At 62.1% G+C, this 23,646-nt stretch carries 18 protein-coding genes; 5 read left to right on the forward strand and 13 right to left on the reverse strand.

The window, feature by feature from the left end:
• Positions 1-481: 481 nt before the first annotated feature.
• Positions 482-841 (forward strand): helix-turn-helix transcriptional regulator, encoded by a 360-nt coding sequence (locus AC0L14_RS28860; protein ID WP_473751560.1) that lies wholly within the window; start codon positions 482-484, stop codon positions 839-841.
• On the opposite strand, the gene AC0L14_RS28865 is transcribed toward AC0L14_RS28860, so the two are convergent.
• The 6 genes from AC0L14_RS28865 to katG all read right to left on the reverse strand — a co-directional run bounded on the left by AC0L14_RS28865 (position 822) and on the right by katG (position 9,097).
• Positions 822-2,075 (reverse strand): tyrosine-type recombinase/integrase, encoded by a 1,254-nt coding sequence (locus tag AC0L14_RS28865; RefSeq protein ID WP_473751551.1) that lies wholly within the window; start codon positions 2,073-2,075, stop codon positions 822-824. The two genes, AC0L14_RS28860 and AC0L14_RS28865, sit on opposite strands and share 20 nt — an antisense overlap.
• Positions 2,076-2,391: 316 nt before the next feature.
• Positions 2,392-3,954: a glutamine-hydrolyzing GMP synthase gene (guaA, locus tag AC0L14_RS28870; RefSeq protein WP_473529792.1), complete on the reverse strand. Its 1,563-nt coding sequence runs from the start codon at positions 3,952-3,954 to the stop codon at positions 2,392-2,394.
• A gap of 56 nt (positions 3,955-4,010) precedes the next feature.
• A complete protein-coding gene (locus AC0L14_RS28875) occupies positions 4,011-4,673 on the reverse strand; it encodes a 5'-methylthioadenosine/S-adenosylhomocysteine nucleosidase (protein ID WP_473529793.1) in 663 nt (220 codons plus the stop codon).
• A gap of 4 nt (positions 4,674-4,677) precedes the next feature.
• Complete coding sequence (locus AC0L14_RS28880) at positions 4,678-5,136, reverse strand: PaaI family thioesterase (RefSeq protein WP_095494954.1); 459 nt, start codon at positions 5,134-5,136, stop codon at positions 4,678-4,680.
• 97 nt (positions 5,137-5,233) lie between these two features.
• Positions 5,234-6,523 (reverse strand): RsmB/NOP family class I SAM-dependent RNA methyltransferase, encoded by a 1,290-nt coding sequence (locus tag AC0L14_RS28885; protein WP_473751552.1) that lies wholly within the window; start codon positions 6,521-6,523, stop codon positions 5,234-5,236.
• Between the two features lie 378 nt (positions 6,524-6,901).
• Positions 6,902-9,097: a catalase/peroxidase HPI gene (gene katG, locus AC0L14_RS28890; protein WP_473529795.1), complete on the reverse strand. Its 2,196-nt coding sequence runs from the start codon at positions 9,095-9,097 to the stop codon at positions 6,902-6,904.
• Positions 9,098-9,259: 162 nt separating this feature from the next.
• On the opposite strand from katG, the gene AC0L14_RS28895 reads away from it, so the two are divergent.
• Complete coding sequence (locus AC0L14_RS28895) at positions 9,260-10,168, forward strand: hydrogen peroxide-inducible genes activator (RefSeq protein ID WP_473529796.1); 909 nt, start codon at positions 9,260-9,262, stop codon at positions 10,166-10,168.
• A 345-nt stretch (positions 10,169-10,513) separates the two neighbouring features.
• Positions 10,514-11,038: a hypothetical protein gene (locus tag AC0L14_RS28900; RefSeq protein ID WP_473529797.1), complete on the forward strand. Its 525-nt coding sequence runs from the start codon at positions 10,514-10,516 to the stop codon at positions 11,036-11,038.
• A 391-nt stretch (positions 11,039-11,429) separates the two neighbouring features.
• Here the strand turns inward: AC0L14_RS28900 and AC0L14_RS28905 are convergent, their stop codons facing one another.
• The 5 genes from AC0L14_RS28905 to AC0L14_RS28925 all read right to left on the reverse strand — a co-directional run bounded on the left by AC0L14_RS28905 (position 11,430) and on the right by AC0L14_RS28925 (position 16,420).
• Positions 11,430-13,181: a TRAP transporter large permease gene (locus AC0L14_RS28905; RefSeq protein WP_473529798.1), complete on the reverse strand. Its 1,752-nt coding sequence runs from the start codon at positions 13,179-13,181 to the stop codon at positions 11,430-11,432.
• Complete coding sequence (locus AC0L14_RS28910) at positions 13,178-13,846, reverse strand: TRAP transporter small permease subunit (RefSeq protein WP_473529799.1); 669 nt, start codon at positions 13,844-13,846, stop codon at positions 13,178-13,180. Before AC0L14_RS28910 ends, AC0L14_RS28905 begins: the two co-directional genes overlap by 4 nt.
• Before the next feature lie 90 nt (positions 13,847-13,936).
• Positions 13,937-15,076, reverse strand: coding sequence for a TRAP transporter substrate-binding protein (locus tag AC0L14_RS28915; protein ID WP_473529800.1), 1,140 nt, complete (start codon positions 15,074-15,076; stop codon positions 13,937-13,939).
• Positions 15,077-15,409: 333 nt separating this feature from the next.
• Entirely contained in the window at positions 15,410-15,883 is a 474-nt protein-coding gene (locus tag AC0L14_RS28920) for a VOC family protein (RefSeq protein WP_473751553.1), read from the reverse strand.
• A gap of 354 nt (positions 15,884-16,237) precedes the next feature.
• Entirely contained in the window at positions 16,238-16,420 is a 183-nt protein-coding gene (locus AC0L14_RS28925) for a cysteine rich repeat-containing protein (protein WP_473639057.1), read from the reverse strand.
• Positions 16,421-16,538: 118 nt separating this feature from the next.
• On the opposite strand from AC0L14_RS28925, the gene AC0L14_RS28930 reads away from it, so the two are divergent.
• Together AC0L14_RS28930 and AC0L14_RS28935 are read left to right on the forward strand one after the other, a co-directional pair.
• Positions 16,539-17,705, forward strand: coding sequence for an efflux RND transporter periplasmic adaptor subunit (locus AC0L14_RS28930; protein ID WP_473751554.1), 1,167 nt, complete (start codon positions 16,539-16,541; stop codon positions 17,703-17,705).
• Positions 17,702-20,851: an efflux RND transporter permease subunit gene (locus AC0L14_RS28935; protein WP_473751555.1), complete on the forward strand. Its 3,150-nt coding sequence runs from the start codon at positions 17,702-17,704 to the stop codon at positions 20,849-20,851. The genes AC0L14_RS28930 and AC0L14_RS28935 overlap by 4 nt, the downstream gene beginning before the upstream one ends.
• Before the next feature lie 295 nt (positions 20,852-21,146).
• Here AC0L14_RS28935 and AC0L14_RS28940 read toward each other — a convergent pair whose 3' ends face one another.
• Entirely contained in the window at positions 21,147-21,566 is a 420-nt protein-coding gene (locus AC0L14_RS28940; RefSeq protein ID WP_473487130.1) for a VOC family protein, read from the reverse strand.
• A 120-nt stretch (positions 21,567-21,686) separates the two neighbouring features.
• Positions 21,687-23,459 (reverse strand): AMP-binding protein, encoded by a 1,773-nt coding sequence (locus AC0L14_RS28945; RefSeq protein ID WP_473751556.1) that lies wholly within the window; start codon positions 23,457-23,459, stop codon positions 21,687-21,689.
• Between the last annotated feature and the right edge of the window lie 187 nt (positions 23,460-23,646).

The raw sequence follows: 23,646 nt of genomic DNA on the forward strand, positions 1-23,646 counted from the left end.
CAGTATTTGACAAGGTAGCCGTTGCGACCGCCGAGCCTGCTGCCGTTGAAGCAAAGACCAAGTCTCGCTGTTCATGTCGGCATCTCTCATTATTGTTGGTGAGATCGGCGACGGCGTAACTGTGAAGCCGGCGGCGCTTCGCGTTCTCGCGGCTGTGAGCGTGATCTCGCGGCGCTTCCCCTCCGCTGCGATCTAGCCCCGCCGGCCGATTTAACGCGTCAATTGGCGCAAGGTCATTGTCAGCGCGCAGCTTGAGATATTCGGGCCTCGACAAGCCGGCAGCGAGGATCGCCTGTCGGATCTTAGGCAGCGCCTGCTCGATGGATTCCATTGGTGGTGCGGTCCTGACATAATCCGCAGTGGAATGCCCTTGAGTCTTCACGTCAGTAGGCGAGGATACGTGGTCGCAATTGAGGGCTGTACGAAACTTCGAAAAATTGCGCGATTGTCGGCCAGCAAGGCAACCCATCCGGTCACGCAAATGGTCAAACGGCAGCAGTCTTCCGAGTTTGATAAATTCAAGGACCTCGCAATTGGGCAGCCGGATCCACTTCCGGTTCTGCCACACATCGGGTCGCGTCTGGCAGTGCGAACTGTTCGCCGGTCGCAGCTGCGAGAAATCGTCCCCTTATCGGACACGACCATTTATGAGATGGAACAGCGTGGCGAGTTCCCACGACGCTTCAATCTGACCCCCCGCTGTGTTGTTTGGGATCTGGCGGAGGTCGAAGCCTGGGTTCAGGCAAGGCGAAACGGACCGTCTGCCGGCGCGATCGAAATTGCCCCAGGTCCAGACGTGCGGTCGCGGAAGACGAGACCTGTCAAATCGGATCGAGGATGATCGCCGCCCCGGCAGCCGGCTGGAGTACGGGCGTGTGCTTCTTGCCCGCCGCCCATGCCTCAACCATGTCCGCCCATTCCTGCAGCATATGACGACGCTGCGGCTCATATTCAGCCTTGTTATAAACACCGCGCGAGGTACGGCTGTCTTCGTGGGCAAGGCATTTTTCGATCCAGTCGCGATTGAATCCGATCTCATTTAGGAGTGTCGAGCCGGTCCGCCGTAGGTCGTGCACTGTGAAGGGCGCAAGCGGCAATTCTTGTTTTTTTGCGCGGTCGACAATGGCCATGGTGACCCGATTGAAGGTGGCGCGCGACATGGGTTCGTCGGCGTCATAGCGAGATGGCAGCACGTATCGCGAGTTCGCTGCGCAAGTCTTGAGCGCAATCAGGATATCGAGGGATTGGCGGGACAGGTAGACGTTATGCGGCTTTTTCCGTTTCATTCGCTCTTTGGGAATGCTCCAAACAGCGTTCTCAAAATCGACCTCGTCCCACGTCGCGTCCAGCAGCTCACCCTTCCGAACCATCGTGAGCAGGATCAGCTTTAGGCCGAGCCGTATCGTCGGCAACGTTGGCACATTTTCCAACTCGTTCAGCATGATTCGGACTTCTGCGGGGGACAATGCTCGGTCTTTTGCCTCGAACGTGGCAATCGAGGCCGGTCCTACTTCGTCCGCTGGATTGGGAATCTTCTCGCCGTGCAGAATGGCATGACCATAGATCTGCTTAACAATGTCCCGGACATGAATGGCTGTTGCCGGCGCGCCGCGGTCGCGCACCTTTGCGCAGAGCGCCCGCAAGTCGTCAGCTGTTATTTCTGTGAGGAGCCTTTTGTCCCAAACCGGCAAGATGTCTCGATCGAAGATGGCTTTGCGCATTGAGCGCGTGCTATTCGCCATCTTGGCCTCCTTAAACCAGCCCCCGCCGGCATCGCCGAAGGTGGCCATTGCAGACAGGCGCCGCTTTTCACGCTGCTTTTCATGCGCCGGCGATTGTCCGGCTGCCACCATTTTTCGAGCGGCAATGCAGCGGTCGCGCGCCTCTGCTAGCGAGATGCCACCCTCACCATAGCGGCCCAGCGTGACTGTCTCTCGCCTTCCATTCATTCGGTAGTCGTATCGGAACGAGATCTGCCCGGCCGTGGACACCGTGGCGTACATACCGTCACGATCAGCGACCTTGTATAATTTGTCTTTTGGTTTCAGCTTTTTAAGCGCAATGTCGGTGAGCATGGCGAGGACAATCCAAGCGCGTGGCCGCATATCCAGCGCCAGATTTTACCGTCATCGTTTTTACCGTCAAGGCATGACCATATCGTTTGAGATTCAATGGCTTACCTAGAGATTACCTAACTCTCTAGGAAATAAGGTGGTGACGGTATTAGCTTCGAGCGGGAATGAAGAGGAATGGGATACCGTCAGGTCTATCGCCAAATGATCCCGCTTGCGGGCGATAGTTAGCGATAGGAAATGAGAGGAAAACAATTCTAGTTCAGTGAGTTAAGTGTCTGGCGCCGATAGTCAGCAAATGCTGGCGAACGACCGAACTTTATTCCCACTCGATTGTGCCCGGCGGCTTGCTCGTCACGTCGTAGACGACGCGGTTGATGCCGCGCACCTCGTTGATGATGCGGGTGGCGGCGGCGCCGAGGAACGCCATGTCGTAGTGGTAGAAATCCGCCGTCATGCCGTCGACCGAGGTGACGGCGCGCAGCGCGCAGACGAATTCATAGGTGCGGCCATCGCCCATCACGCCAACGGTCTGCACCGGCAGCAGCACGGCGAAGGCCTGCCAGATGGCGTCGTAGAGGCCGGCCTTGCGGATCTCGTCGAGATAGATGGCATCGGCCTCGCGCAGGATCTCCAGCTTTTCGCGAGAGATGCCGCCCGGGCAGCGGATGGCGAGACCGGGGCCGGGAAACGGATGCCGGCCAATGAAGCTGTCGGGCAGGCCGAGTTCCTTGCCGAGCGCCCTCACCTCGTCCTTGAACAGTTCGCGCAGCGGCTCGACCAGCTGCATGTTCATGCGCTCGGGCAGGCCGCCGACATTGTGGTGCGACTTGATGGTAACCGACGGACCGCCGGTGAAGGAGACGCTTTCGATGACGTCGGGATAGAGCGTGCCCTGCGCCAGGAAGTCGGCGCCGCCGAGCTTCTCGGCCTCTTCCTCGAACACCTCGATGAACAGCCGGCCGATGGTCTTGCGCTTCTTTTCCGGGTCCGTTTCGCCCTCGAGCGCGCCGATAAAACGGTCAGAAGCGTCGACCAGGATGAGCGGCAGATTGTAGTGCTGGCGAAACATCTCTACCACGCCTGATGCCTCGTCCTTGCGCATCAAACCGTGGTCGACAAGGATGCAGGTGAGTTGATCGCCGACCGCCTCGTGGATCAGCAGTGCGGCGACCGACGAATCGACGCCGCCCGAAAGCGCGCAGATGACCTTGCCCTTGCCGACCTGCTTGCGGATCGTCTCGACCGCGTGTTCGCGGTAGGCGTGCATCGTCCAGTCGCCTTCGATGCCGGCGATCTTGTGGACGAAGTTCTGCAGCAGCCTGGCGCCGTCCGGCGTGTGCACCACTTCGGGGTGGAACATGATGCCGTACATCTTGCGCTCGACATTGCCGAAGATGGCGAAGGGCGAGCCTTCCGATTTTCCGAACACCTCGAACCCCTTGGGCAGGGAGATGACGCGGTCGCCGTGGCTCATCCACACCTGGTGGCGCTGGCCGGGCGCCCACAGGCCCTCGAACAGCGGGCTGTCCTTCTGGATCTCGACGAAGGCGCGGCCGAATTCGCGATGGTCGGAGCTTTCGGCGATGCCGCCCATCTGCACGCACATGGCCATCTGGCCATAGCAGATGCCGAGCACCGGCACACCGGCGTCAAAGACGATCTGCGGCGCGCGCGGGCTGCCGATGTCGCCGGTCGAGGCCGGGCCGCCGGAGAGGATCACCGCCTTCGGCTTGATGCGCTTGAACGCCGCTTCGGCCGACTGGAACGGAACGATCTCGGAAAACACGCCGGCCTCGCGGATACGGCGTGCGATGAGCTGCGTGAACTGGCTGCCGAAATCGACAATCAGGACGGTGTCGGGGTGATTGGCTATCTTCATGGCGAGCGTTTAGAGAAAGAAACGAGTCGGCGCAATGGGTTGCGAAGGCGTCTCTCTCACTCCGTTTCCGCGTCATGCGATGGTCCAAACTGCAGTGCACCGGAGCCGATCGCCTGTTCCAGCCGTGTCACCGCATCCGCCAGCTTCTCGTCGATGACATGGAGATACTCCTTCCAGTCGCCGACATGCCTGAGATCGGCAGCCCCGTCGGAAATGCCGCGCAGGCCGACGAGCGGCACGCCGAACAGTTGGCAGGCTCGCAGGCAGGCGAAGGTCTCCATATCGACCATGTCCTCGGTAATCGCATCATAGGCGCTGCCGGAAATGATCGCCGCGCCGGTCGACAGCGTCGCCTCTCCTATGCCTGGAATCCTGAACGGCAGCGGCACGGTCACCGGCAGGTCGAGAAACGGCGTCGCCCCCTTCTCGAAGCCCAGAGGCGAGGCATCGATGTCGCGGTAGGCGACCGAAACGGCCTGGTAGATTTCCGTCTGTTCCAGTGTCCGGCTGCCGGCCGAACCGAGCGAGACGACGAGGTCCGGCAGCGCCTTTTCAGTCTTCAGCCATGACAGTTCCGCGCCCAGCCTGACGCCGGCCTCGACCGGCCCGACGCCGGTCATGACAGGCGTGAACAGCCGCTGCAGATGCGGGCCGTATTCGGCCTGCGCCGCCATCACGAAGAGGACGTCCCTACCCGCAATTCTGACGGCCTTGCGCATCGGATCAGCCTTCAATGCCATCGCGACCGACCACCGTCATCATCGTTCCGGTCATGGTGGCGATCAGCTTGGCCTCGCCGTCGACGGCGAAGGCATAGGCCTGGCCGTCGGCGACGATGATGGTGCGGCCGGGCTTGGTCACCGAGCCGCGGAACAGGAAGCGCTCGCCCCGGCCCGGGGCCAGCAGATTGACCTTGAACTCGATGGTTAGCACACTGGAGCTTTCCGGCATCAGCGAGAACGCCGCATATCCGCAGGCTGAGTCCAGCGCCGTCGAAATGACGCCGGCATGAAGAAAGCCATGCTGCTGGGTCAGCGCCGCCGAATAGGGCATCTCGATCTCGATGATGCCGGGCGTCACCAGCGTCAGCTCGGCGCCGATGGTGGTCATGGCGTTCTGGCGCGCGAAGGACGTTCTGACGCGATCCTCATAGTTGGGGGCGGGTACGATCTCTGCTGCCATAGCTTGTCACGCTCCTGTCAGAAAAGCTTATTGCAGAGGAACGAGCGGCAGGCAATCGCTATTGCTGCACTGCAGCAATCAGGTCCGTCGGCAACGTTCAGCCGCTCTTGCGCAGTGCGCAGACATAAAACCCATCGGTACCGCTCAGCGCCGGCGACAGCGAAATGCCGCCTGCTGCGCCGATACGCGCGGCCGTCTCGTGGCCCGGAAAGCGGCTGTCCCAGAGCTGGCGGTGATCGACCGGGGCAAAGCCGCTGTCACGATCCAGGAAGGCTGCGACCTGCTCGCCATTCTCCTCGTCGAACACCGAGCAGGTGATGTAGACCAGCAGCCCGCCGGGTTTGACGAAGGCTTTGGCCGCGTCGAGGATCGCCGATTGCTCGCCCTTGCGCGCATCGAGCTGCTTCTGCGTCAGCCGCCATTTGGCATCGGGCCGGCGCCGCCAGGTGCCGCTGCCGGTGCAGGGCGCATCGACCAGGACGATGTCCATGTGGCCCGAGAGGGTGCTGAGTTCCGCCGGCTTGGTGACGATTTGCACGTTGCGGTTTTCCGAGCGGCGGATGCGGTCGAAGATCGGCGCCAGCCGCGCCTTTTCGGCATCATGGGCAAACACCTGGCCGCGATTGTCCATCGCCGCCGACAGTGCCAGCGTCTTGCCGCCGGCTCCGGCGCAAAAGTCGAGGACCTGCATTCCGGCCTCGGCGCCAGCCAGCATGGCGGCGAGCTGCGAACCTTCGTCCTGAACCTCGAACCAACCTTTCTGGAAGGCCGGTTCCGCCTGTACGTTCGGGTGCCTGCCGTCGCCCGCGATCGGCGGGATGCGGATGCCGTGCGGTGCGATCCGTGCGGCCCTGGCGCCGGCCTCGGCCAGTTCGGCAAGAACCTTGCCGCGATCGGCCCGCAGCGTGTTGACCCTGAGATCGAGCGGCGGGCGGGTCGCCAGCGCCGCACCTTCTTCGACCCAGCTGGCGCCGAAGGCCCGTTCGAAAAGCGGTTCGCACCAGTCGGGAATGTCGGCGCGCACCGCTGGCGGTGCATCGTCAAGCCGGCGGCCGGCAACCGCCTTCAACTCATTGTCGTTGAGCAGCGGCGGCGCGAATTTGTCGCCATCGAGCGCTTCATTCAGAGATTGGGCTGTCTGGTTCCATTCGAGCAGCAGCGCGCCGAAAGCGACGGCGCGCGGCGTATCTTCGCCCAGCAAAAAGCCGGCCGAGCGCCTCCGGCGCAGCCCGTCATAGACGATGTTGCCGATTGCGGCCCGATCGCCGCCGCCGGCGAAGCGGTGCGACAGGCCCCAATCCTTCAGCGCATCGGCCACCGGCCGGTGCCGCCGGCCGATATCCTCCAGCACTTCGATGGCCGCCGCCAGCCGTCCGCCCAGTCTCATCTTTGTCTTCCGTTACTCAGCAAATTAATTCCGGCCCTGCTCTAAAGCGCGCGACTGGCGCACACAAGCGGGGAGAGCCTTGGAGGCAGAGGGCAATCGCTTCAGGTTTGCGCTGCCCCTCACCCTTACCCTCTCCCCGTGAACAACGGGGAGAGGGGGGCGCCGCGTGGTTGCCAAGACACGCATTTTCGAGAAGGACTGACGGCCGAAGGAAACCCCAATACAAAAAGGCGCGGGGCCAAGCCCGCGCCTTTTTGTTGCCAGAGCGCCTTGGCGCTAGAGCCCCATCCCGATGGAATCGGGATGGGGCTCTGTCTTTCTATTGAGCATGATCTTTTCCGAAAACCGGATTCCACTTTTCGGGATCATGCTCCTGGATCAGGCGAGTTCGAAGCGATCGGCGTTCATCACCTTGTTCCACGCCGCCACGAAGTCGTTGGCGAATTTCTCCTTGGCGTCCGCGGTCGCATAAACTTCCGCCAGGGCGCGCAGCTGCGAGTGCGAGCCGAAGATCAGGTCGACGCGGGTGCCGCTCCACTTGAGCTCGCCTGTTGCCCGGTCGCGTCCTTCGAACACATCCTTGGCGTCCGATGTCGACTTCCACACCGTGCCCATGTCGAGCAGGTTGACGAAGAAGTCATTCGTCAGCGTCTCGGGCCGTTTGGTGAAGACGCCGTGCGTTGACTGGTCGGTATTTGCGCCGAGCACACGCAGGCCGCCGACGAGGACCGTCATCTCCGGCGCCGTCAGCGTCAGCAATTGCGCCCGATCGACCAGCGCCTCCTCGGGCGACAAACGCTGCCTGCCGCTGAGATAGTTGCGGAAACCGTCGGCGGTCGGTTCGAGCGGGGCGAAAGAGTCGACGTCGGTCTGCTCCTGCGAGGCATCCATGCGACCCGGCGTGAACGGAACCTTCACGTCGTTGCCGGCGTCCTTCGCGGCCTTTTCGATTGCGGCGCCGCCCCCAATGACGATCAGGTCGGCAAGCGAGACTTTCTTGTCGCCGGACTGCGAAGTATTGAACTCCTTCTGGATCGCTTCGAGTTTCTCCAGGACCTTGGCCAGCTGAGCCGGCTGGTTGACGTCCCAATCCTTCTGCGGCGCCAGGCGAATGCGCGCGCCGTTGGCGCCACCGCGCTTGTCGGAGCCACGGAACGTCGAGGCGGACGCCCAGGCCGTCGACACCAGCTGCGGCACCGAAAGGCCGGAGGCGAGGATCTTCGCCTTCAGGGCGGCCACATCCAGCTCATCGACCAGAACATGATCGACGGCAGGGATAGGATCCTGCCACGGCAGCTCTTCCTTGGGAACGAGCGGGCCGAGATAGCGCACGATCGGGCCCATGTCGCGGTGGGTCAGTTTGTACCACGCGCGGGCGAAGGCATCGGCGAACTGGTCCGGATTCTGATGGAAGCGCCGCGATATCTTTTCGTAGGCAGGATCGAACCGCAAAGCGAGGTCGGTGGTCAGCATCGATGGCGCGTGACGCTTGGCTGCATCGTGCGCATCCGGCACCGTGCCGGCGCCGGCGCCGCCCTTCGGCGTCCACTGGTGCGCCCCGGCCGGGCTCTTGGTCAGCTCCCATTCGAAGCCGAACAAATTGTCGAAGAAGTTGTTGCCCCACTTGGTCGGCGTCGTCGTCCAGGTCACTTCCAGGCCGCTGCCGATCGCGTCACCGCCTTTGCCGCTGCCAAACGTGCTCGCCCAGCCGAGGCCCTGCTCTTCAATGCCGGCGGCCTCCGGCTCCGGGCCCACCAGCGTCGCATCGCCGGCGCCGTGGGTCTTGCCGAAGGTGTGGCCGCCGGCGATGAGTGCGACGGTCTCTTCGTCGCTCATTGCCATACGCGCGAAGGTCTCGCGAATGTCGCGCGCCGCGGCCAACGGATCCGGGTTGCCGTTCGGCCCTTCCGGATTGACGTAGATCAGGCCCATCTGCACGGCGGCGAGAGGGTTCTGGAGATCGCGGTCGCCGCTGTAGCGCTCGTCGGCCAGCCACTTGCCTTCCGGGCCCCAGTAGATGTCCTGTTCGGGCTCCCAGACATCGGCGCGCCCGCCGGCAAAACCGAAGGTCTTGAAGCCCATCGATTCCAGGGCGACGTTGCCGGTGAGAATCATCAGGTCGGCCCAGGAGATCTTGCGGCCGTATTTCTGCTTGATCGGCCACAGCAGCCGGCGGGCCTTGTCGAGGTTGACGTTGTCCGGCCAGCTGTTGAGCGGCGCGAAGCGCTGCTGGCCGGCTCCGGCGCCGCCGCGGCCGTCGCCGATGCGGTACGTGCCGGCGCTGTGCCAGGCCATGCGGATGAACAGCGGCCCGTAATGGCCAAAGTCGGCCGGCCACCACTCCTGCGAGTCCGTCATCAGGGCATGCAGGTCCTTGATCACGGCGTTCAGGTCGAGACTCTCGAATTCCTTGGCGTAGTCGAACGCCTCGCCCATTGGATCGGACAGTGCGGATTGCTGGTGGAGTACCTGCACATTCAGCTGGTTCGGCCACCAGTCACGGTTGGCCCTGGCGATAGTCGTGTGCACGACCGGGCATTTTCCCGCGCTGGTGTCATCGGTCTTTGCGTCCATCGTTCTCTCCGATTTGTCGTTTTCCGGGATTTGTTGATTTTCCGGGGTTTGTTGATTTTCCGGACGGGCCTTGAGCCACGCCATTTTGGAATGGTTCCAGACTAGGCCGCATTGCCGATAAAAACAAATTGCCTTTCCTGTTTATTGCGATAGGTTTTCCTTATGATTGGTCTCACCGTCCGGCAGATGCAATATTTCGAGGCGCTGGCGCAGACGCTGCATTTCGGCCGCGCCGCGAAGCTGGCCGGCGTCAGCCAGCCGGCGCTGTCCTCACAGATCGCCGAGATGGAGCTACGGCTCAACTGCCGGTTGTTCGAGCGCGGCGGCAAATCGGTGCGGATGACCGACGAGGCATTGGCCATGCTGCCGCGCATCGAGCGCATTCTTGCCGACATCCGCGAAATCGAGACCACGGCCCGGCGTGGCCGCCCCGCCATGGAAGGGCGCTTCCGGCTCGGCATCATCCCGACGGTGGCGCCCTATCTGCTGCCGCATGTGCTGCCGGAGCTGAAACGGCATTTCCCGGCCTTGCAGCTCGAACTGCGCGAAGCGGTGACCGCGTCGCTGGTCGAGGACACCGCCCTGGGAAAACTCGACGCCTTCATCGCGGCCCTTCCCCTCGAACAGCCCGGGCTGATCACCGAGCCGCTTTTCTCCGACCGGTTCTTCCTTGCCGTACCGGCCGGCGACCCCGCCTTCGCCTCGCCGCCGGTTCCGCCGGAAAGCCCGGCATTGGAAAGGCTGATGCTGCTTGAGGAAGGCCATTGCCTGCGCGAACAGGCGCTTGCCGTCTGCGGCAGCGTGCGGCCGGTGGCAATGGCAAGCTATGGCGCGACCAGCCTGACGACGCTGCTGCAGATGGTGGCGCACGGGCTCGGCGTCACGCTCATCCCGGAAATGGCCGCAGGACCGGCCAGCGCCATGCGCGATCTGAAGATCGTGCCGTTCCAGGAGCCGATGCCGCAGCGCACGATCTGCCTCGCCTGGCGACGCAACAAGGCCCGGCACGACGAATGTGTGGAACTGGCGAAGATTATTCGTGGGCTGGATGCGGCGGTGCTGGCGGCGTGAGGCGCGTCGCACCATCCAATGGAAAGTCTGCTATGACCCAAAGCAAATGTTCAAATCATCGCACTGAGAGTCAGGAATACGCCAAGGGGACGAAAGCAGCCCCACCTCCTGAAGGATGGCGTTCGGGATCTCAGGCATTCCAGGTGGAGCGTGCAACGGGTGCGGAGAGAGTTAGGGAGCGCAGTCAGTGTACGCTACGGGGACGTATCATTCCCCGTCCGTTCGGCCTGGGAAACATCAACTTCAATCAAATCACCGTGAATTGTACCGAACGCCCGGAACCGTCGACGCGTCTACGGCATTGATTTTGCGGAGAAGTCTGCGTCCAGAACAGGGAGCAGTATGATGGCTTACCGTGATTACATCCATACGCCAGTGACGCCGCGCGACATCCGATGGGGACTCCAGCAGGGGGCCGTTGCGGGCATTGTCGCAGGCATCGTCTTTGCGGCGTTCGAAATGACGGCGAGTGCGTTCATGATGGGGGCGGAAGCGTTCTTCATGCCCCTGCGCATGATCGGCGCCATCGCACTTGGACCGGAAGCTCTCGATCCCGGCTACCCGCTCCTGACGGCCAGCATCGCCGGCGTGATCGTGCATTTGATCCTGGCCATCGCCTATGGGATCGTGTTCGGGGAGATTGCCGCAATGCTGCGAGGGAGAGCAGCCTTCATTGGTCTCGGCAGCGTCTTTGGCCTCGCCTTGTGGCTCGTCAATTTCTATGTGATCGCGCCGATCGCATTCCCCTGGTTCCTGCAAGCAAGCCCGGTCGTGCAGTTCGTTGCCCACACATTCTTCTTCGGTACCGTCCTCGGCTGGTTCCTGTGGGAATCGCACGAGAGAAGCGGGCTCGAAGGACCGGCGGTTTAGCCTTTGCCAACATGCGCGATCTGAAGATCGCGCCGTTCCAGGAACCGATGCCGCAGCGCTCGCCTCGCCTGGCGGCGCAACAAGGTCCGGCACGACGAGTATGTTGAGCTGGCCAAGATCGTCCGCGGACTGGATGAGGCGGTGCTGGCGGCGTGAGGCGCGTCGTACGATCCAATGGAAACTCTGCTATGAGCCTATTGCCGAAGCTCGTTCGTCGTCGGCCGAGCCCATGATCTAAGCCGTCATTCGCTCGCGTCGATTATCGCCCGAAAGTAGACCTTCCGATCGCCTGTATCTCCGAGATCCTGCTTTAGCGTTCAAAAGGACATCCCGTGGGTCGAAGCGGCCGAAAACGCGCGGTCGCCCAAGGCATCCGAGAACAGAGTCTTTCTCAGCCGCCGTAAAGATAGTTCGGAAGCCAGAGCGCCATGCCGGGCCAGATATACATGAGGATCATGCAGAGGATGACGATCAGCATGTAGGGCATCATCCCGGCGAATATCTGGTTGAGCGTGACATGCGGAGGCGAAACGCCCTTGAGATAGTAGGCCGACATCGCGACCGGAGGTGACAGGAACGCCGCCTGCAGATTGACGAAAACGAGAACGCCCCAGAGAACCGGATCGATGTCGAAGTGCGTCAGCATCGGTAGGAAGATCGGCACGAAGATGATGATGATCTCGGTCCATTCGAGCGGCCAGCCGAGAATGAAGATGATCGCCTGCGACAGGATCATGAACTGCACGGGCGTCAGGTCGAGCGCGAGCACCCATTGCTCGAGAAGTGCCTGGCCGCCGAGGATCGCAAAAACGGCGGAGAACAGCGCCGAGCCGACAAAGAGCCAGCAAACCATGGCTGTGGTCTTGGCCGTCAGGAACACTGCTTCCTTGATGCGCTTCCAGTCGAGCGTTCGCGCCTGTAACGCCAGCAGAAAGGCACCAGCGGCGCCGACTGCCGCGGACTCGGTCGCCGTCGTGATTCCGAATAGGATGACGCCGAGCACGACGACAGTAAGTATGGCCAGCGGCATGACCGACGAGACCAGGAGCTTTACGACCTCGAGCCGTTCGGCAGTCATGTTCCGGTAGTAACGGACGAGCACCACTGCAGCGAGTGCTGCGATGATGCCGAAGGTGGCGTAGAAGCTGGTTGCCGGCCCTGCGTCCACTGCGGGTGCGCCGAGTTCCTCCACGGCCGGAGCGCCGAGCTGCTCCAATCCCTCTGGAGCTTCGACGTCGGCCGATGCCTGCGGATGGATGACGACATACCACCACACCAGCAGGAGGGTGAGTGCTGTCAAGGCGAGGGGTACCAGCGCAGCGCAGAAATTCTTAAACAGCTCCCAATATGTGAGGCGTCCGTTCTCCGTCTCGAGCGCCATCGCCCTGGACGGCGAGAACAAGGCGGAAAGAAGTCCAACAAGCATGTTGCGCGAGTAAACTGTCTGAAGGCTTCGCATCCACGCAGGCACCGGAACCCTTGTTTGATTCTCCGGCAACGGCGGGGCGATCTTCGGACTGATTGTCGCCCAGCCAAGAATGTAGATGAGATAGAGGAAGGCGAGGAAAAAACCGGGGAACATCGCCGCAGCATAGAGCTTCACGACGGACTGGCCTGCAACTGCCGCATAGACGATGATCATGACTGACGGTGGGATCAGGATGCCCAGCGTGCCGCCCGCGGTGATCACGCCGGAAGCGAGCTTCACATCGTATCCGGCTCGCAGCATCGGATTGAAGGCAATCACCCCCATCAAAACCACAACGGCGCCGACGAGGCCACTGGCGATGCCCCAGAAGGTGCAGACAATGAGCGTAGCGATGGCCAGCGACGCCGGTACTCGTCGGAACGAAAGCTGGATGCTGTAGAACATCTTGTCGACCAGCGCCCCGCGTTCCATCACATATCCCATGAGCACGAAAAGCGGGATGGAGATCAGAACGTCATTGGTCATTGCCCCATAGGTGCGCTGGACCATCAGATCGAAGACGCGGTTGTCGATCCAGTGCTCCGCCGGGTTGTAGAACGCGTAGAACCCGAAAAACATGCCAAGGCCCATCAGCGTGAAGGCTGTCGGGAAACCCATGACTATGACGACCACGATGAGCATAAGCATCGTGAGTCCGAGGGCTGGATCGCTCAACTCTGCAGGTCTCCACCCATTCCGCGCTGGCGCGCTTGCTCGTCTATCTTTTGTGCGCGCTCGATTGCGGTCTTGCGCGTCTCTTCATCCACAAATTCGCTGAGCGCGAGCTGTTCCTCCACGACGTCGATCTCCGCAACGTCCTTGCGCCGGCTGGGCCATTGCCCGGCCCTGAGACAGACGATGCAGCGCACGATCTCGGCCACGCCCTGGAGCATCACCAGGGCGCCGGCCAGCGGAATGACCGATTTGAAATGGTAGATCGGCGGACCCTCCGCTGTCACGGTCGAATGCTCCCCGATCCGCCATGAAATCGCGGCATAGTCGTAGCCTGCATAGACGAGCGCCGCGATCCCCGGCAGGAAGAAAACCACGTACAACAAAAGATCGAGCGCGGCTTGAGTCCGGGGCCGCATCGAGCTGTATAGAAAATCGCCGCGCACATGTGCATTCTGCGCCAGCGCATAGGCTCCGGCGAGCATGAACAGCGAGCCGTAGAACATGTTGCTGGCGTCGAATATCCACGCCGTGGGCATGTTCAGGATGTAGCGCTTGAAGACCTCGACGCAGACCAGCGTCATCAGCCCGATGATAAGCCACGCCGCGGCCTTGCCGACCCACGTGCTGATTGCATCGACTGTATTCAGGAAATGCTGGACGTTCATACGAGGCAGCCGGATGGCCAGAGTGTTGGTAAGAAGGCAAGGCACCGTCGGTCATGGCCCCGATGGTGCCTTGTCGGCTCGAACTGTGCTTCAGATCTTCTTTGCTGCCCCGTCAGGTCCGAAGTAATGATCGAAGACCAGGCGGCGGCTGACGACTACGTCCTGTTCCCATTGTGTTGCCCGCTGGGCAAAGGCGATCTGCGATTCAAGGACCTCCCGGAACAGCGGATTTTCAGCCGCCTTCTTCTTCACGACCTCGTCGTAGACCTCCAGCTGTTGCTTGAGGATCGCTTCCGGTGTCTTGTAGAATTTGACCTTGTCGGTCGTCTGCATCTCCAGATAGTCTTTCGAATAGCGGTCGATCGCCTTCCAGTGCATGTCCTGCGAGGCCGCCTCGACCGCATTGGTGATGATGGCCTTCATCTGGTCAGGCATGGCGTCGTATTTCGCCCTGTTGAACAAGATCTCGAACTGCTCGGCATTCTGGTGATAGCTTTGCAGCATGCAGATCTTGGAGACGTCCGGGAAGCCGAGGACCCGATCGGACGAGGCGTTGTTGAACTCGGCCGCATCGAGCAGGCCGCGATCCAATGCCGCGACGATTTCGCCGCCCGGCAGCGCGTTGACCGCAGCACCGAGTCCGGTGAACACGTCAATGGAAATGCCGACGGTGCGGAATTTCAGGCCCTGGAGATCCTCGGCCTTCGCCACCGGCTTCTTGAACCAGCCGAGCGGCTGCGTCGGCATCGGCCCGTAGAGGAACGAAACGACATTGGCGCCGATCGATTCATAGAGCTTTGCGAGCAGCTCCTTGCCGCCGCCATATTTGTGCCAGGCGAGCAGCATGTTGGCATCCATGGCGAAGCCCGGACCGGAACCCCACAGCGCCAGCGCCGACTGTTTGCCATAGTGATAGACGACCACGCCGTGGCCGCCGTCGAGCGTTCCTTGCGACACCGCGTCGAGCAGGCCGAAGGCCGGCACCACGGCGCCCGCCGGCAGCACCTCGATCTTCAGGTCGCCGCCGGTCATGTCGTTGACCTTCTTGGCGAAATCGAGCGCGAATTCGTGAAAGATATCCTTGGAAGGCCATGTGCTCTGCCAGCGCATGTTGACCGGCCCCTGCGCCTTGACGACGCTCGGCGCGGCAACGATCGCCGCAGCTGCCACGGCCGCCTCGCCAAGGAACTTGCGGCGCGACCTCATATTCTGGATCCTTGCTTTGGTCATCGGTTCCTCCCAAAGGTGTCGGGCTTTTCAAACCCACGTCCGACAAGACTAGTCAAAGACGGCCCAGCAAAAATTGCAGCGCACGTCCTATCGCCTAAACTAGGGCGGTTCTCTCTTAAGGACAGGTGCCGGGACTTTCCCAAGCAATGGGCGAGTAGCAGTTACGCATCGCGCCACTGAATGACCGCTCTCGCCAAGGACACAAAGGTCCGCATTTGGCGCTACCCAGTCGTAAGTGACTGATCGTCGCCGCAACGCAAGCTGGCGACGGCCGCACTGGGTGGCGAGCTGACACGCTCTGGCAGCAATTTGGCCGCAGGACGCGATGGAGCGTCAACCGCGCCGCGCCGCCTCGATCGCGGCGACGTCGATTTTCACCATGGTCATCATGGCATCAAACGCGCGCTTTGCCTCGTCGCCGCCAGCCGCCATCGCGTCAGTCAGCACGCGCGGCGTGATTTGCCAGGAAATCCCCCATTTGTCTTTGCACCAGCCGCACACGCTCTCCTGGCCGCCATTGCCGACGATGGCATTCCAATAGCGGTCGGTCTCCTCCTGATCGTCGGTGGCGATCTGGAACGAGAAGGCTTCGTTGTGCTTGAACTCGGGACCCCCGTTGAGGCCGATACAAGGAAGGCCCGCAACTGTGAATTCAACCGTCAACACGTCGCCTTCTTTGCCGGCTGGGTAGTCACTGGGTGCACGGTGCACAGCACCCACCACGCTGTCAGGAAAGATCCCGGAGTAGAAGCGGGCGGCAGCCTCGGCGTCCTTATCGTACCAGAGGCAAATCGTATTCTTTGCCATTTGCGGGTTCCTTTCGCTTTAAGGCCAGGATTTCGGCCTTGTTTCCCCATCCGCGCTCTTCCGAAATAGGTAGCCAACCGCTTTTCTCCACCCCCGGAAGCGTCTGTCTCGCCCGGGCGTCGCAAAGGGCAGCTTACCTTAACGTCACTGTCCGCTTGGGGCCGGGTTCCGGACGATGAGCGAAGGTCCGCTCCTGAAATGCGTCGGGAATGTTCGGGAAAATCCGCAAAGCGGACCAGCTTTGCAACTCCAAACCAGACGGCAGGGCCACGATCCGGCGCCCGCAGACCTCGCCCACCGGCGCTCCAGTCCGACACGTCATGTTCACCTGCGGCCCGGCAAGGCACAGTGGTGCTATCCAGGCGTGTTCGCCTTGACGACCTTTTGACATTCGGGCGTCAGCTCGCTCATGTGATCGGCCAGGCATTTGATGACGTGGCCGCCGCCCGGCAACACGCCCTTGCAGAACTTCTGGTAATCTGCCTGGCAGGCCTCACGCTCGGCCGCCGTCTGCGCCAGCGCCACGGTGGTTGCCATCTGAGTTGCCAAGAAAAGCACGCTCAACGCAATCCGCATGACAAACTCCCCTCAAACATGTAGATTAGCTCACTTTTATACAATGCGATATACACCGGGAAGTATATAGAGGGGGGAAATGCTTTTCCTATCGGGTAGAATCGCGCAGGCGGCAGGCTTGTTCGCCGTTACACTACTATTGTCCGCTTGTAGCGAGGAAAACACATACGTACCGCCACCTCCGCCCAAGGTCGACGTGGCGCTCCCGATGAAGCAGAGCGTGACCCCTTATCTCGAGGCCACCGGCATTGCCGCGGCGGTGAACACGACGCCCCTGGTTGCGCGCGTCTCGGGCTTCATCCAGGAAATCGATTACAAGGACGGCGACGAGGTCAAGGCCGGCGCCCGGCTGTTCCTGATCGAGCCCGATTCCTACCAGCTGGCGCTTGAGCAAGCCGAGGCCGGGCAGGGTTCATCTGATGCCGCCGCCAAGCAGTCCGGTGCTGACCTAAAGCGGCAGCAGGAGCTGTTGTCCCAGAAAATCATCTCGCAATCGACCGCCGACCAGGCGGCCGCGGCAGCAGACGTCGACATCGCCAAGCAGAAGCAGAGCGCGGTCGACGTCAAACAGGCTCAACTCAATCTGAGCTATACGGAGGTCAAAGCGCCGTTCGCGGGCATCGTCACCTTACGCCAGGTGTCGACGGGGCAGCTCGTCGGCGCCGGCAGCGTCACCACGCTGGCGACCATCGTTCAGACCGCCCCCATCTACGTCAATTTCAACATCTCGGAGCAGGATGTGCTGCGCATTCGCGCCGCCATGGCGAAGCGTGGAACGACCGCGCAGGATCTCAAGAAAATACCGGTCGAGGTCGGCTTGCAGACCGAGACGGGTTATCCCCACGCGGGAACGCTGGACTACGCCGCGCCAGAGGTTACCGCTGCCACCGGCACGCTAGCGGTCCGCGCAGTGCTCCCCAATGAAGGCCGGGAACTGCTGCCTGGCTATTTCGTGCGTGTGCGCGTGCCGATGAGCGTAGAGCCGAACATGCTGCTCGTTCCCGACCGGGCGATCGGTAGCGACCAGAAGGGTCGCTACGTGCTCGTCGCCGGAAAGGACGACGTCGTCGAACAGCGTCCGGTTGAGATCGGCCAACTCGTCGGCGCGTTGCGAGTGATCACCAAGGGTATCGCGGCGGACGACCATGTCCTTGTCTCCGGCCTGCTGACGGCCGTACCCGGCCAGAAGATCGAGCCGCAAGAAACGAAGCTGGAAGCAGTCGTCACGGACGGCGCCGCGCAATGATCTCCAAATTCTTCATCGAGCGGCCGGTCCTGGCGAACGTAATCGCCATCCTCATGGTCGTCATAGGCGTCATCTCGCTCTTTGCCCTGCCGGTGGCGCAGTATCCCGACGTGGTGCCGCCTACCGTTTCGGTGACCACGCGCTATCCGGGAGCGAGCGCGCGTGCGGTGATCGACACGGTGGCGTTGCCGATCGAGCAGCAGGTTAACGGAGTCGAGGGCATGATCTACATGCAGTCATTTGCTGCATCGGATGGCACCTATAACCTGACCGTCACGTTCGCGATCGGCACCGATCTCGACCAGGCGCAAGTGCGTGTGCAGAACCGTGTGTCCGCCGCCCTAGCGGCGCTGCCGCAAGCGGTGCAGGTGCAAGGTGTCACCGTTCAGAAGAAGTCGACCTCGATCCTCGAAATCGTCACGCTGACTTCGCCGAACGGAGAATATGACAGCCTTTATCTCGCCAACTACGCCACCATCCGGCTGAAGGATGAGCTCTCCAGGCTACCCGGAGTCGGCAATGTCAATGTCTTTGGCGCCGGTCAGTATTCCATGCGCGTTTGGCTCGATCCCGAGAAGATGCAGGCGCGCGGCCTTACCACGCAGGACGTCGTCCAGGCGCTGGGGCAGCAGAGCGAACAGGTCACCGCAGGCCAGATTGGCGCGCCCCCGACGCCCGGGAGCCAGTCCTTCCAGTACACGATCGAGGTGTCCAGCCGCCTTGACGATCCCGATCAGTTCGGCGCCGTGATCGTCAAGACTGGCGCCAATGGCGACATGACGCGCGTGCGCGACGTCGGCCGGGTCGAGCTCGGCGCCCAGACCTATGGGCAGCTCTTCAATCTCGATGGCCAGGAAGCGGCGGGTCTGGCTGTTTTCCTGTCGCCGGGCGCCAACGCGCTCGATGTGGCCGGCAAGGTCGAGACAAGGATGAAGGAGCTGTCGCGCGAGTTCCCGCAAGACCTGGCGTACTCGATCCCCTTCAACACCACGATTTTCGTCAGCCAGGCGATCCACGAGGTCTACAAGACGCTGATCGAAGCCGCCGTCCTGGTGCTCATCGTCATCCTGCTTTTCCTGCAGGACTGGCGGGCGATGCTGGTGCCGGCAACGACCGTTCCGGTGACGATCATCGGGGCGTTCGCGGCGATGGCGGCGCTCGGCTTTTCGGTGAATCTGTCGACCCTGTTCGCCATCGTGCTTGCCATCGGCATCGTCGTCGACGACGCCATCGTCGTGGTCGAGGGAGCCGCTCACAATATGGAGCGCGGCATGTCGGGCCACGACGCGGCGATTGCCGCCATGAACGCGCTGTTCGGACCGATCATCGGCATCACCTTGGTGCTGATGGCGGTGTTCCTCCCGGCTGCGTTCCTGCCCGGGCTCACGGGGCAAATGTACGCGCAATTCGCACTTGTGATTGCGGCAACTGCCATAATCAGCGCCATCAACGCGGCCACGCTCAAGCCGACGCAGTGCGCGACCTGGCTGAGGCGTCCGGTGCCGCCGGACCAGCGCAATGTCTTCTTCCGCGGCTTCAACACGATCTACCAGCGCATGGAGAACCGTTATGCCGGCCTGATCGGCTCCATGGTGCGTCACAGTGCGGTGATGGGCGTCATTGCGCTGCTGATCATCGGTGCGGCGGGCTATGGCATATCGCGCGTGGCCACCGGCTTCATTCCAATCGAGGATCAGGGTTACCTGCTCGCCGCGGTTCAGCTGCCCGATGGCGCGGCACTGGGCCGTACGCAGGAGACGCTGCAACAGGTTTCGAAGATCGCCAAGGCCACGCCTGGCGTCGATCAGGTCGTGACCATCGCCGGCATCTCGGCACTCGACAATAACTCGACGCTGGCGAACGCCGGCGTTGCCTACATCATCCTCAAGGACTGGAAGCTGCGCGGCAAGAGCGAGGATCTTGCGTCGCTATATGCGACGCTCAACAAAGGTCTGTCCGACATGGATGACGGACGTGTGCTGGTGCTGCCGCCGCCGCCGATCCAGGGCATCGGCAACGCGGCCGGGTTCACCATGCAGGTCGAACTGCGTGACAGCAGTTTTGACCTCCCCAAGCTGCAAGGCGTGGTCGAGGCGGTGACCAGGACCGCGGGGACGCAGTCGGGCATACAGCGCGTGTCGGCACCGTTCCGGGCCAACGTCCCGCAATACGCGGTCGAACTCGATCGCGAGAAGGTGCAAACCCTTGGGCTGACCACGGACCAGGTCTTCCAGACGCTGGCCGGCTATCTCGGCTCGACCTATGTCAGTCAGTTCAACAAGTTCGGGCGGGTGTTCCAGATTTACGTGCAGGGCGATTCACAATTCCGCCTGACGCCGGAGAATATCGGCCGTCTGACTGTGCGCAACCAGAACGGCGACATGATTCCGCTCGGAACGCTGCTGACGGTCACACCAAGCGTCGGCCCGTCGCTGATCAGTCTCTACAACCTTTATCCCTCGGCATCGATCATTGGCGTGCAGGCGCAAGGTTTCTCGTCGGGCGACGCGATCAAGCTGATGGAGGAGGTCGCGGCCGACACTCTGCCGCCCGGCGCCGGCTTTGAGTGGACGGCGTTGTCCTTCCAGGAGAAGCTCGTCGGTAACCAGATCTATCTGGTGTTCGGCCTGGCGCTGCTGCTGGTCCATCTGGTGCTGGCAGGCCAGTACGAGAGCTGGCTGGCGCCGATCTCTGTCTTGCTCGCCGCGCCGCTGTCGCTGGTGGGTCCGGTCCTGGTCCTCACCATCGTAGGCGTCGACAACAATCTCTACGTGCAGATCGGCCTGATCCTGCTGATTGCGCTTTCGGCCAAGAACGCCATCCTTATAGTCGAGGTCGCTCGCGAGTTGCGCGCCGCCGGCAGACCGATCGTCGAAGCGGCGATCGAGGCAGCACGAGCGCGCTTCCGGCCCATCCTGATGACGTCCTTCGCGTTTATCCTTGGTGTCGCGCCGCTGGTGGTGGCGACAGGCGCTGGGGCCAGCGCGCGCAAGTCGATCGGCATCACGGTCTTTTCCGGCATGATCGCCTCGACCTGCCTCGCCATTCTCTTCGTGCCTTCCTTCTTCGTCATTCTGCAGCGATTCGAGGAGTGGCGCGCCGCGCGAAAGAGGAGGCGTGAGTACACACCTACACTTCCGGGGTAGCAGTACGACATTATCGCTGCCTGTCACTGGTGCTGGCTCAGGGTCCGTCGTCGCAGATCTCAGCGGGGACGCCGCGTTCGACCGGGTCATTGTCGCCCGACATTGAGACAACGCCTCTGTTCTTGAAACGCGTACGGGAGCCCGTTGCCCGCTCAGGCGGTCTTCGGCGTCACCAGCCCCAGTTCGTCAACCATCGCCTCGCGCATCGAGGGTGCTCATATGAGAACGGAGTTTCTGGGCAACATGTTGCTCAACTCTTCATTGCATCGGGTCGTTGGGGGCCTGCAGGCGCAGTTTAAACCTCATGCATCCAGGGTGCATAGGACATGCCGACGATCGCTCCTTCAATCGTCAGGACTCGGGCGACGGTCTGGCCCCAGGGCTCGGTGCGTGCACCATGGAGCAGGTCATACCCTTTTTCCTGAAGCTCCTGTGCGGCGGCAGCAACGCTGTCTGGGGTTTCGACTTCGAACTCGATACAGGCTTGCGGTATCGGCCGATCCGCCGGCCACTCGCGTGTGCCAAAGCACGCTTCGGCAGCCTGCGAGAGCGGCCATACGCCAAAATGCTTACTGCCGCCGATGCTCTCGCTGAAGTAGTACTCATCGCCCTCGTGGCGCTTGAGCGGCAAGCCCAGCACGTCAATGAAGAGCTTGCGGCTCTCGGCTGGATCCGGCGCAATGATGGCCATACTCGAAATGAACAAGACCTTCATTTTTGGACACTCCATTCTGACGGCAATTCTATTGCTGATTTGGCCAGATCGCGGTGACCGAATCCCGCCTTGGAATCGTGGGAGCGTAACGGCCGCGTGGCGCGACGCGGACACCCCGCTTCAGGCGGTCCTCGGCGTCACCAGCCCCAGTTCGTCAACCATCGCCTCGCGCATGAGAAACTTCTGCGGCTTACCGGTCACCGTCATCGGCAATTCGGTGCGGAAGCGGATGTGGCGCGGGATCTTGTAATGGGCGATCTGGCCGGCGCAAAAGGCCTTGATCTCCTGCTCGGTGGCGATCTGGCCCGGCTTGAGCACGATCCACGCACAAAGCTCCTCGCCGTATTTCGGGTCGGGAATGCCGAAAACCTGCACTTCCCTGACCTTGGGGTGGCGGTAGAGAAACTCCTCGACCTCGCGCGGATAGACGTTCTCGCCGCCGCGTATGACCATATCCTTGACCCGGCCGACAATGTTGCAATAGCCCTCGGCATCGATCGTGGCGAGGTCGCCGGTGTGCATCCAGCCGTCGGCGTCGATCGCCTCGCGGGTTTTTTCCTCGTCGTCCCAATAGCCCTTCATCACCGAATAGCCGCGCGTGCAGAGTTCGCCCGGCGCGCCGACCGCAACGGTGGCGCCGTCGGCATCGATCGCCTTGACCTCGACATGGGGGTGGACGCGCCCGACCGTCGAGACGCGCTTTTCCAACGGATCGTCGACGCTGCTCTGGAACGACACCGGGCTGGTCTCGGTCATGCCATAGGCGATTGTCACCTCCGCCATGTGCATCAGCGACACCACCTTCTTCATCACCTCGATCGGGCACGGCGAGCCGGCCATGATGCCGGTGCGCAGGCTGGTGAGATCGAAGGTGTCGAAATCCGGATGGTCGAGCATGCCGACGAACATGGTCGGCACGCCGTAGAGGCCGGTGCAGCGCTCGCCCGCCACCGCCTTCAGCGTGGCGCCGGCATCAAAGCCCTCGCCAGGGAAAACCATGGTCGCGCCCTTGGTGACGCAGCCGATCGTGCCCATCGACATGCCGAAACAGTGATAGAGCGGCACCGGGATGCACAACCGGTCCTCGACGGTCACCCTGATCGCCGAGGTGACGAAATTGCCGTTGTTGACGATGTTGTTGTGGGTCAGCGTAGCGCCCTTTGGCGCGCCTGTCGTACCTGAGGTGAACTGGATGTTGATGGCGTCGCCGGGCTTCAGCCCCTCGGAGATCCGGTCGAGGCTGTCATGCTCGTCGCGCCCGGCCATCGCCAGCACGTCGGCGAAATTGAACATGCCGGGCGAGTTCTCCTCGCCCATGCGGATGACGATTTTTAGCGCCGGCAATTTCTTCGCGTTGAGCTCGCCCGGTGTCGCCGTCGCGATCTCCGGCGCCAGCGTCTCGATCATGCCGAGATAGTCGGAGCTCTTGAATTTGACGGCCGTGACCAGCGCTCGGCAGCCAACCTTGTTCAGCGCATAGTCCAGCTCGGTCAGCCGGTAGGCCGGGTTGATGTTGACCAGGATCAGGCCGATGCGCGCGGTGGCGAACTGCGTCACCAGCCATTCCCAGCGGTTGGGCGACCAGATGCCGACGCGGTCGCCTTTTGCCAGGCCAAGCGCCAGGAAGCCTGCGGCCAGCGCGTCCACCGTGTCTGAAAGTTCGCTCCAAGTGAAGCGCTTGTCCTGGTCGACAAAGACGGCGGCATCGAGCGTGCCGTATTTGCTGACGGTATCGGAAAGCAGTGCCGGGATGGTCTGCTGCAGCAGCGGCATGGTGCGCTCGCCCGACACATGCGCCCTGCCGTCGACCGGCGCGACGAACGTGGCGCCATTGCGCGGGCGGCGGCCGCGCAGGTTGGTGGCATTCTTCAACTCGTCGAGATTGATCGGCATCGCCGTCTCCTCCGCAGGCGACCGAGTCTATCAGCCTGCCGGGGTGGTGGAAATCCCGTTGATGGTCTGGAGCGCCATCCCTCCCCCTTGTGGGTGTTTGGACTGGGGACATCGCGAACAGGTGTGCGAGGACATCGCGAACAGTTTTGCGCATTGTGCGCGAGGGGGTTCGGGATGCCGTTCAAGG

The sequence above is a fragment of the Mesorhizobium sp. WSM4841 genome (genome assembly GCF_055811515.1).

Bases quoted from the DNA above. Each gene is read 5' to 3' on its own strand.
- AC0L14_RS28860 (WP_473751560.1), top strand. From the start codon at position 482: ATGGTCAAACGGCAGCAGTCTTCCGAGTTTGATAAATTCAAGGACCTC.
- AC0L14_RS28865 (WP_473751551.1), bottom strand. From the start codon at position 2,075: ATGCTCACCGACATTGCGCTTAAAAAGCTGAAACCAAAAGACAAATTA.
- guaA (WP_473529792.1), bottom strand. From the start codon at position 3,954: ATGAAGATAGCCAATCACCCCGACACCGTCCTGATTGTCGATTTCGGC.
- AC0L14_RS28875 (WP_473529793.1), bottom strand. From the start codon at position 4,673: ATGCGCAAGGCCGTCAGAATTGCGGGTAGGGACGTCCTCTTCGTGATG.
- AC0L14_RS28880 (WP_095494954.1), bottom strand. From the start codon at position 5,136: ATGGCAGCAGAGATCGTACCCGCCCCCAACTATGAGGATCGCGTCAGA.
- AC0L14_RS28885 (WP_473751552.1), bottom strand. From the start codon at position 6,523: ATGAGACTGGGCGGACGGCTGGCGGCGGCCATCGAAGTGCTGGAGGAT.
- katG (WP_473529795.1), bottom strand. From the start codon at position 9,097: ATGGACGCAAAGACCGATGACACCAGCGCGGGAAAATGCCCGGTCGTG.
- AC0L14_RS28895 (WP_473529796.1), top strand. From the start codon at position 9,260: ATGATTGGTCTCACCGTCCGGCAGATGCAATATTTCGAGGCGCTGGCG.
- AC0L14_RS28900 (WP_473529797.1), top strand. From the start codon at position 10,514: ATGGCTTACCGTGATTACATCCATACGCCAGTGACGCCGCGCGACATC.
- AC0L14_RS28910 (WP_473529799.1), bottom strand. From the start codon at position 13,846: ATGAACGTCCAGCATTTCCTGAATACAGTCGATGCAATCAGCACGTGG.
- AC0L14_RS28915 (WP_473529800.1), bottom strand. From the start codon at position 15,076: ATGACCAAAGCAAGGATCCAGAATATGAGGTCGCGCCGCAAGTTCCTT.
- AC0L14_RS28920 (WP_473751553.1), bottom strand. From the start codon at position 15,883: ATGGCAAAGAATACGATTTGCCTCTGGTACGATAAGGACGCCGAGGCT.
- AC0L14_RS28925 (WP_473639057.1), bottom strand. From the start codon at position 16,420: ATGGCAACCACCGTGGCGCTGGCGCAGACGGCGGCCGAGCGTGAGGCC.
- AC0L14_RS28930 (WP_473751554.1), top strand. From the start codon at position 16,539: ATGCTTTTCCTATCGGGTAGAATCGCGCAGGCGGCAGGCTTGTTCGCC.
- AC0L14_RS28935 (WP_473751555.1), top strand. From the start codon at position 17,702: ATGATCTCCAAATTCTTCATCGAGCGGCCGGTCCTGGCGAACGTAATC.
- AC0L14_RS28940 (WP_473487130.1), bottom strand. From the start codon at position 21,566: ATGAAGGTCTTGTTCATTTCGAGTATGGCCATCATTGCGCCGGATCCA.
- AC0L14_RS28945 (WP_473751556.1), bottom strand. From the start codon at position 23,459: ATGCCGATCAATCTCGACGAGTTGAAGAATGCCACCAACCTGCGCGGC.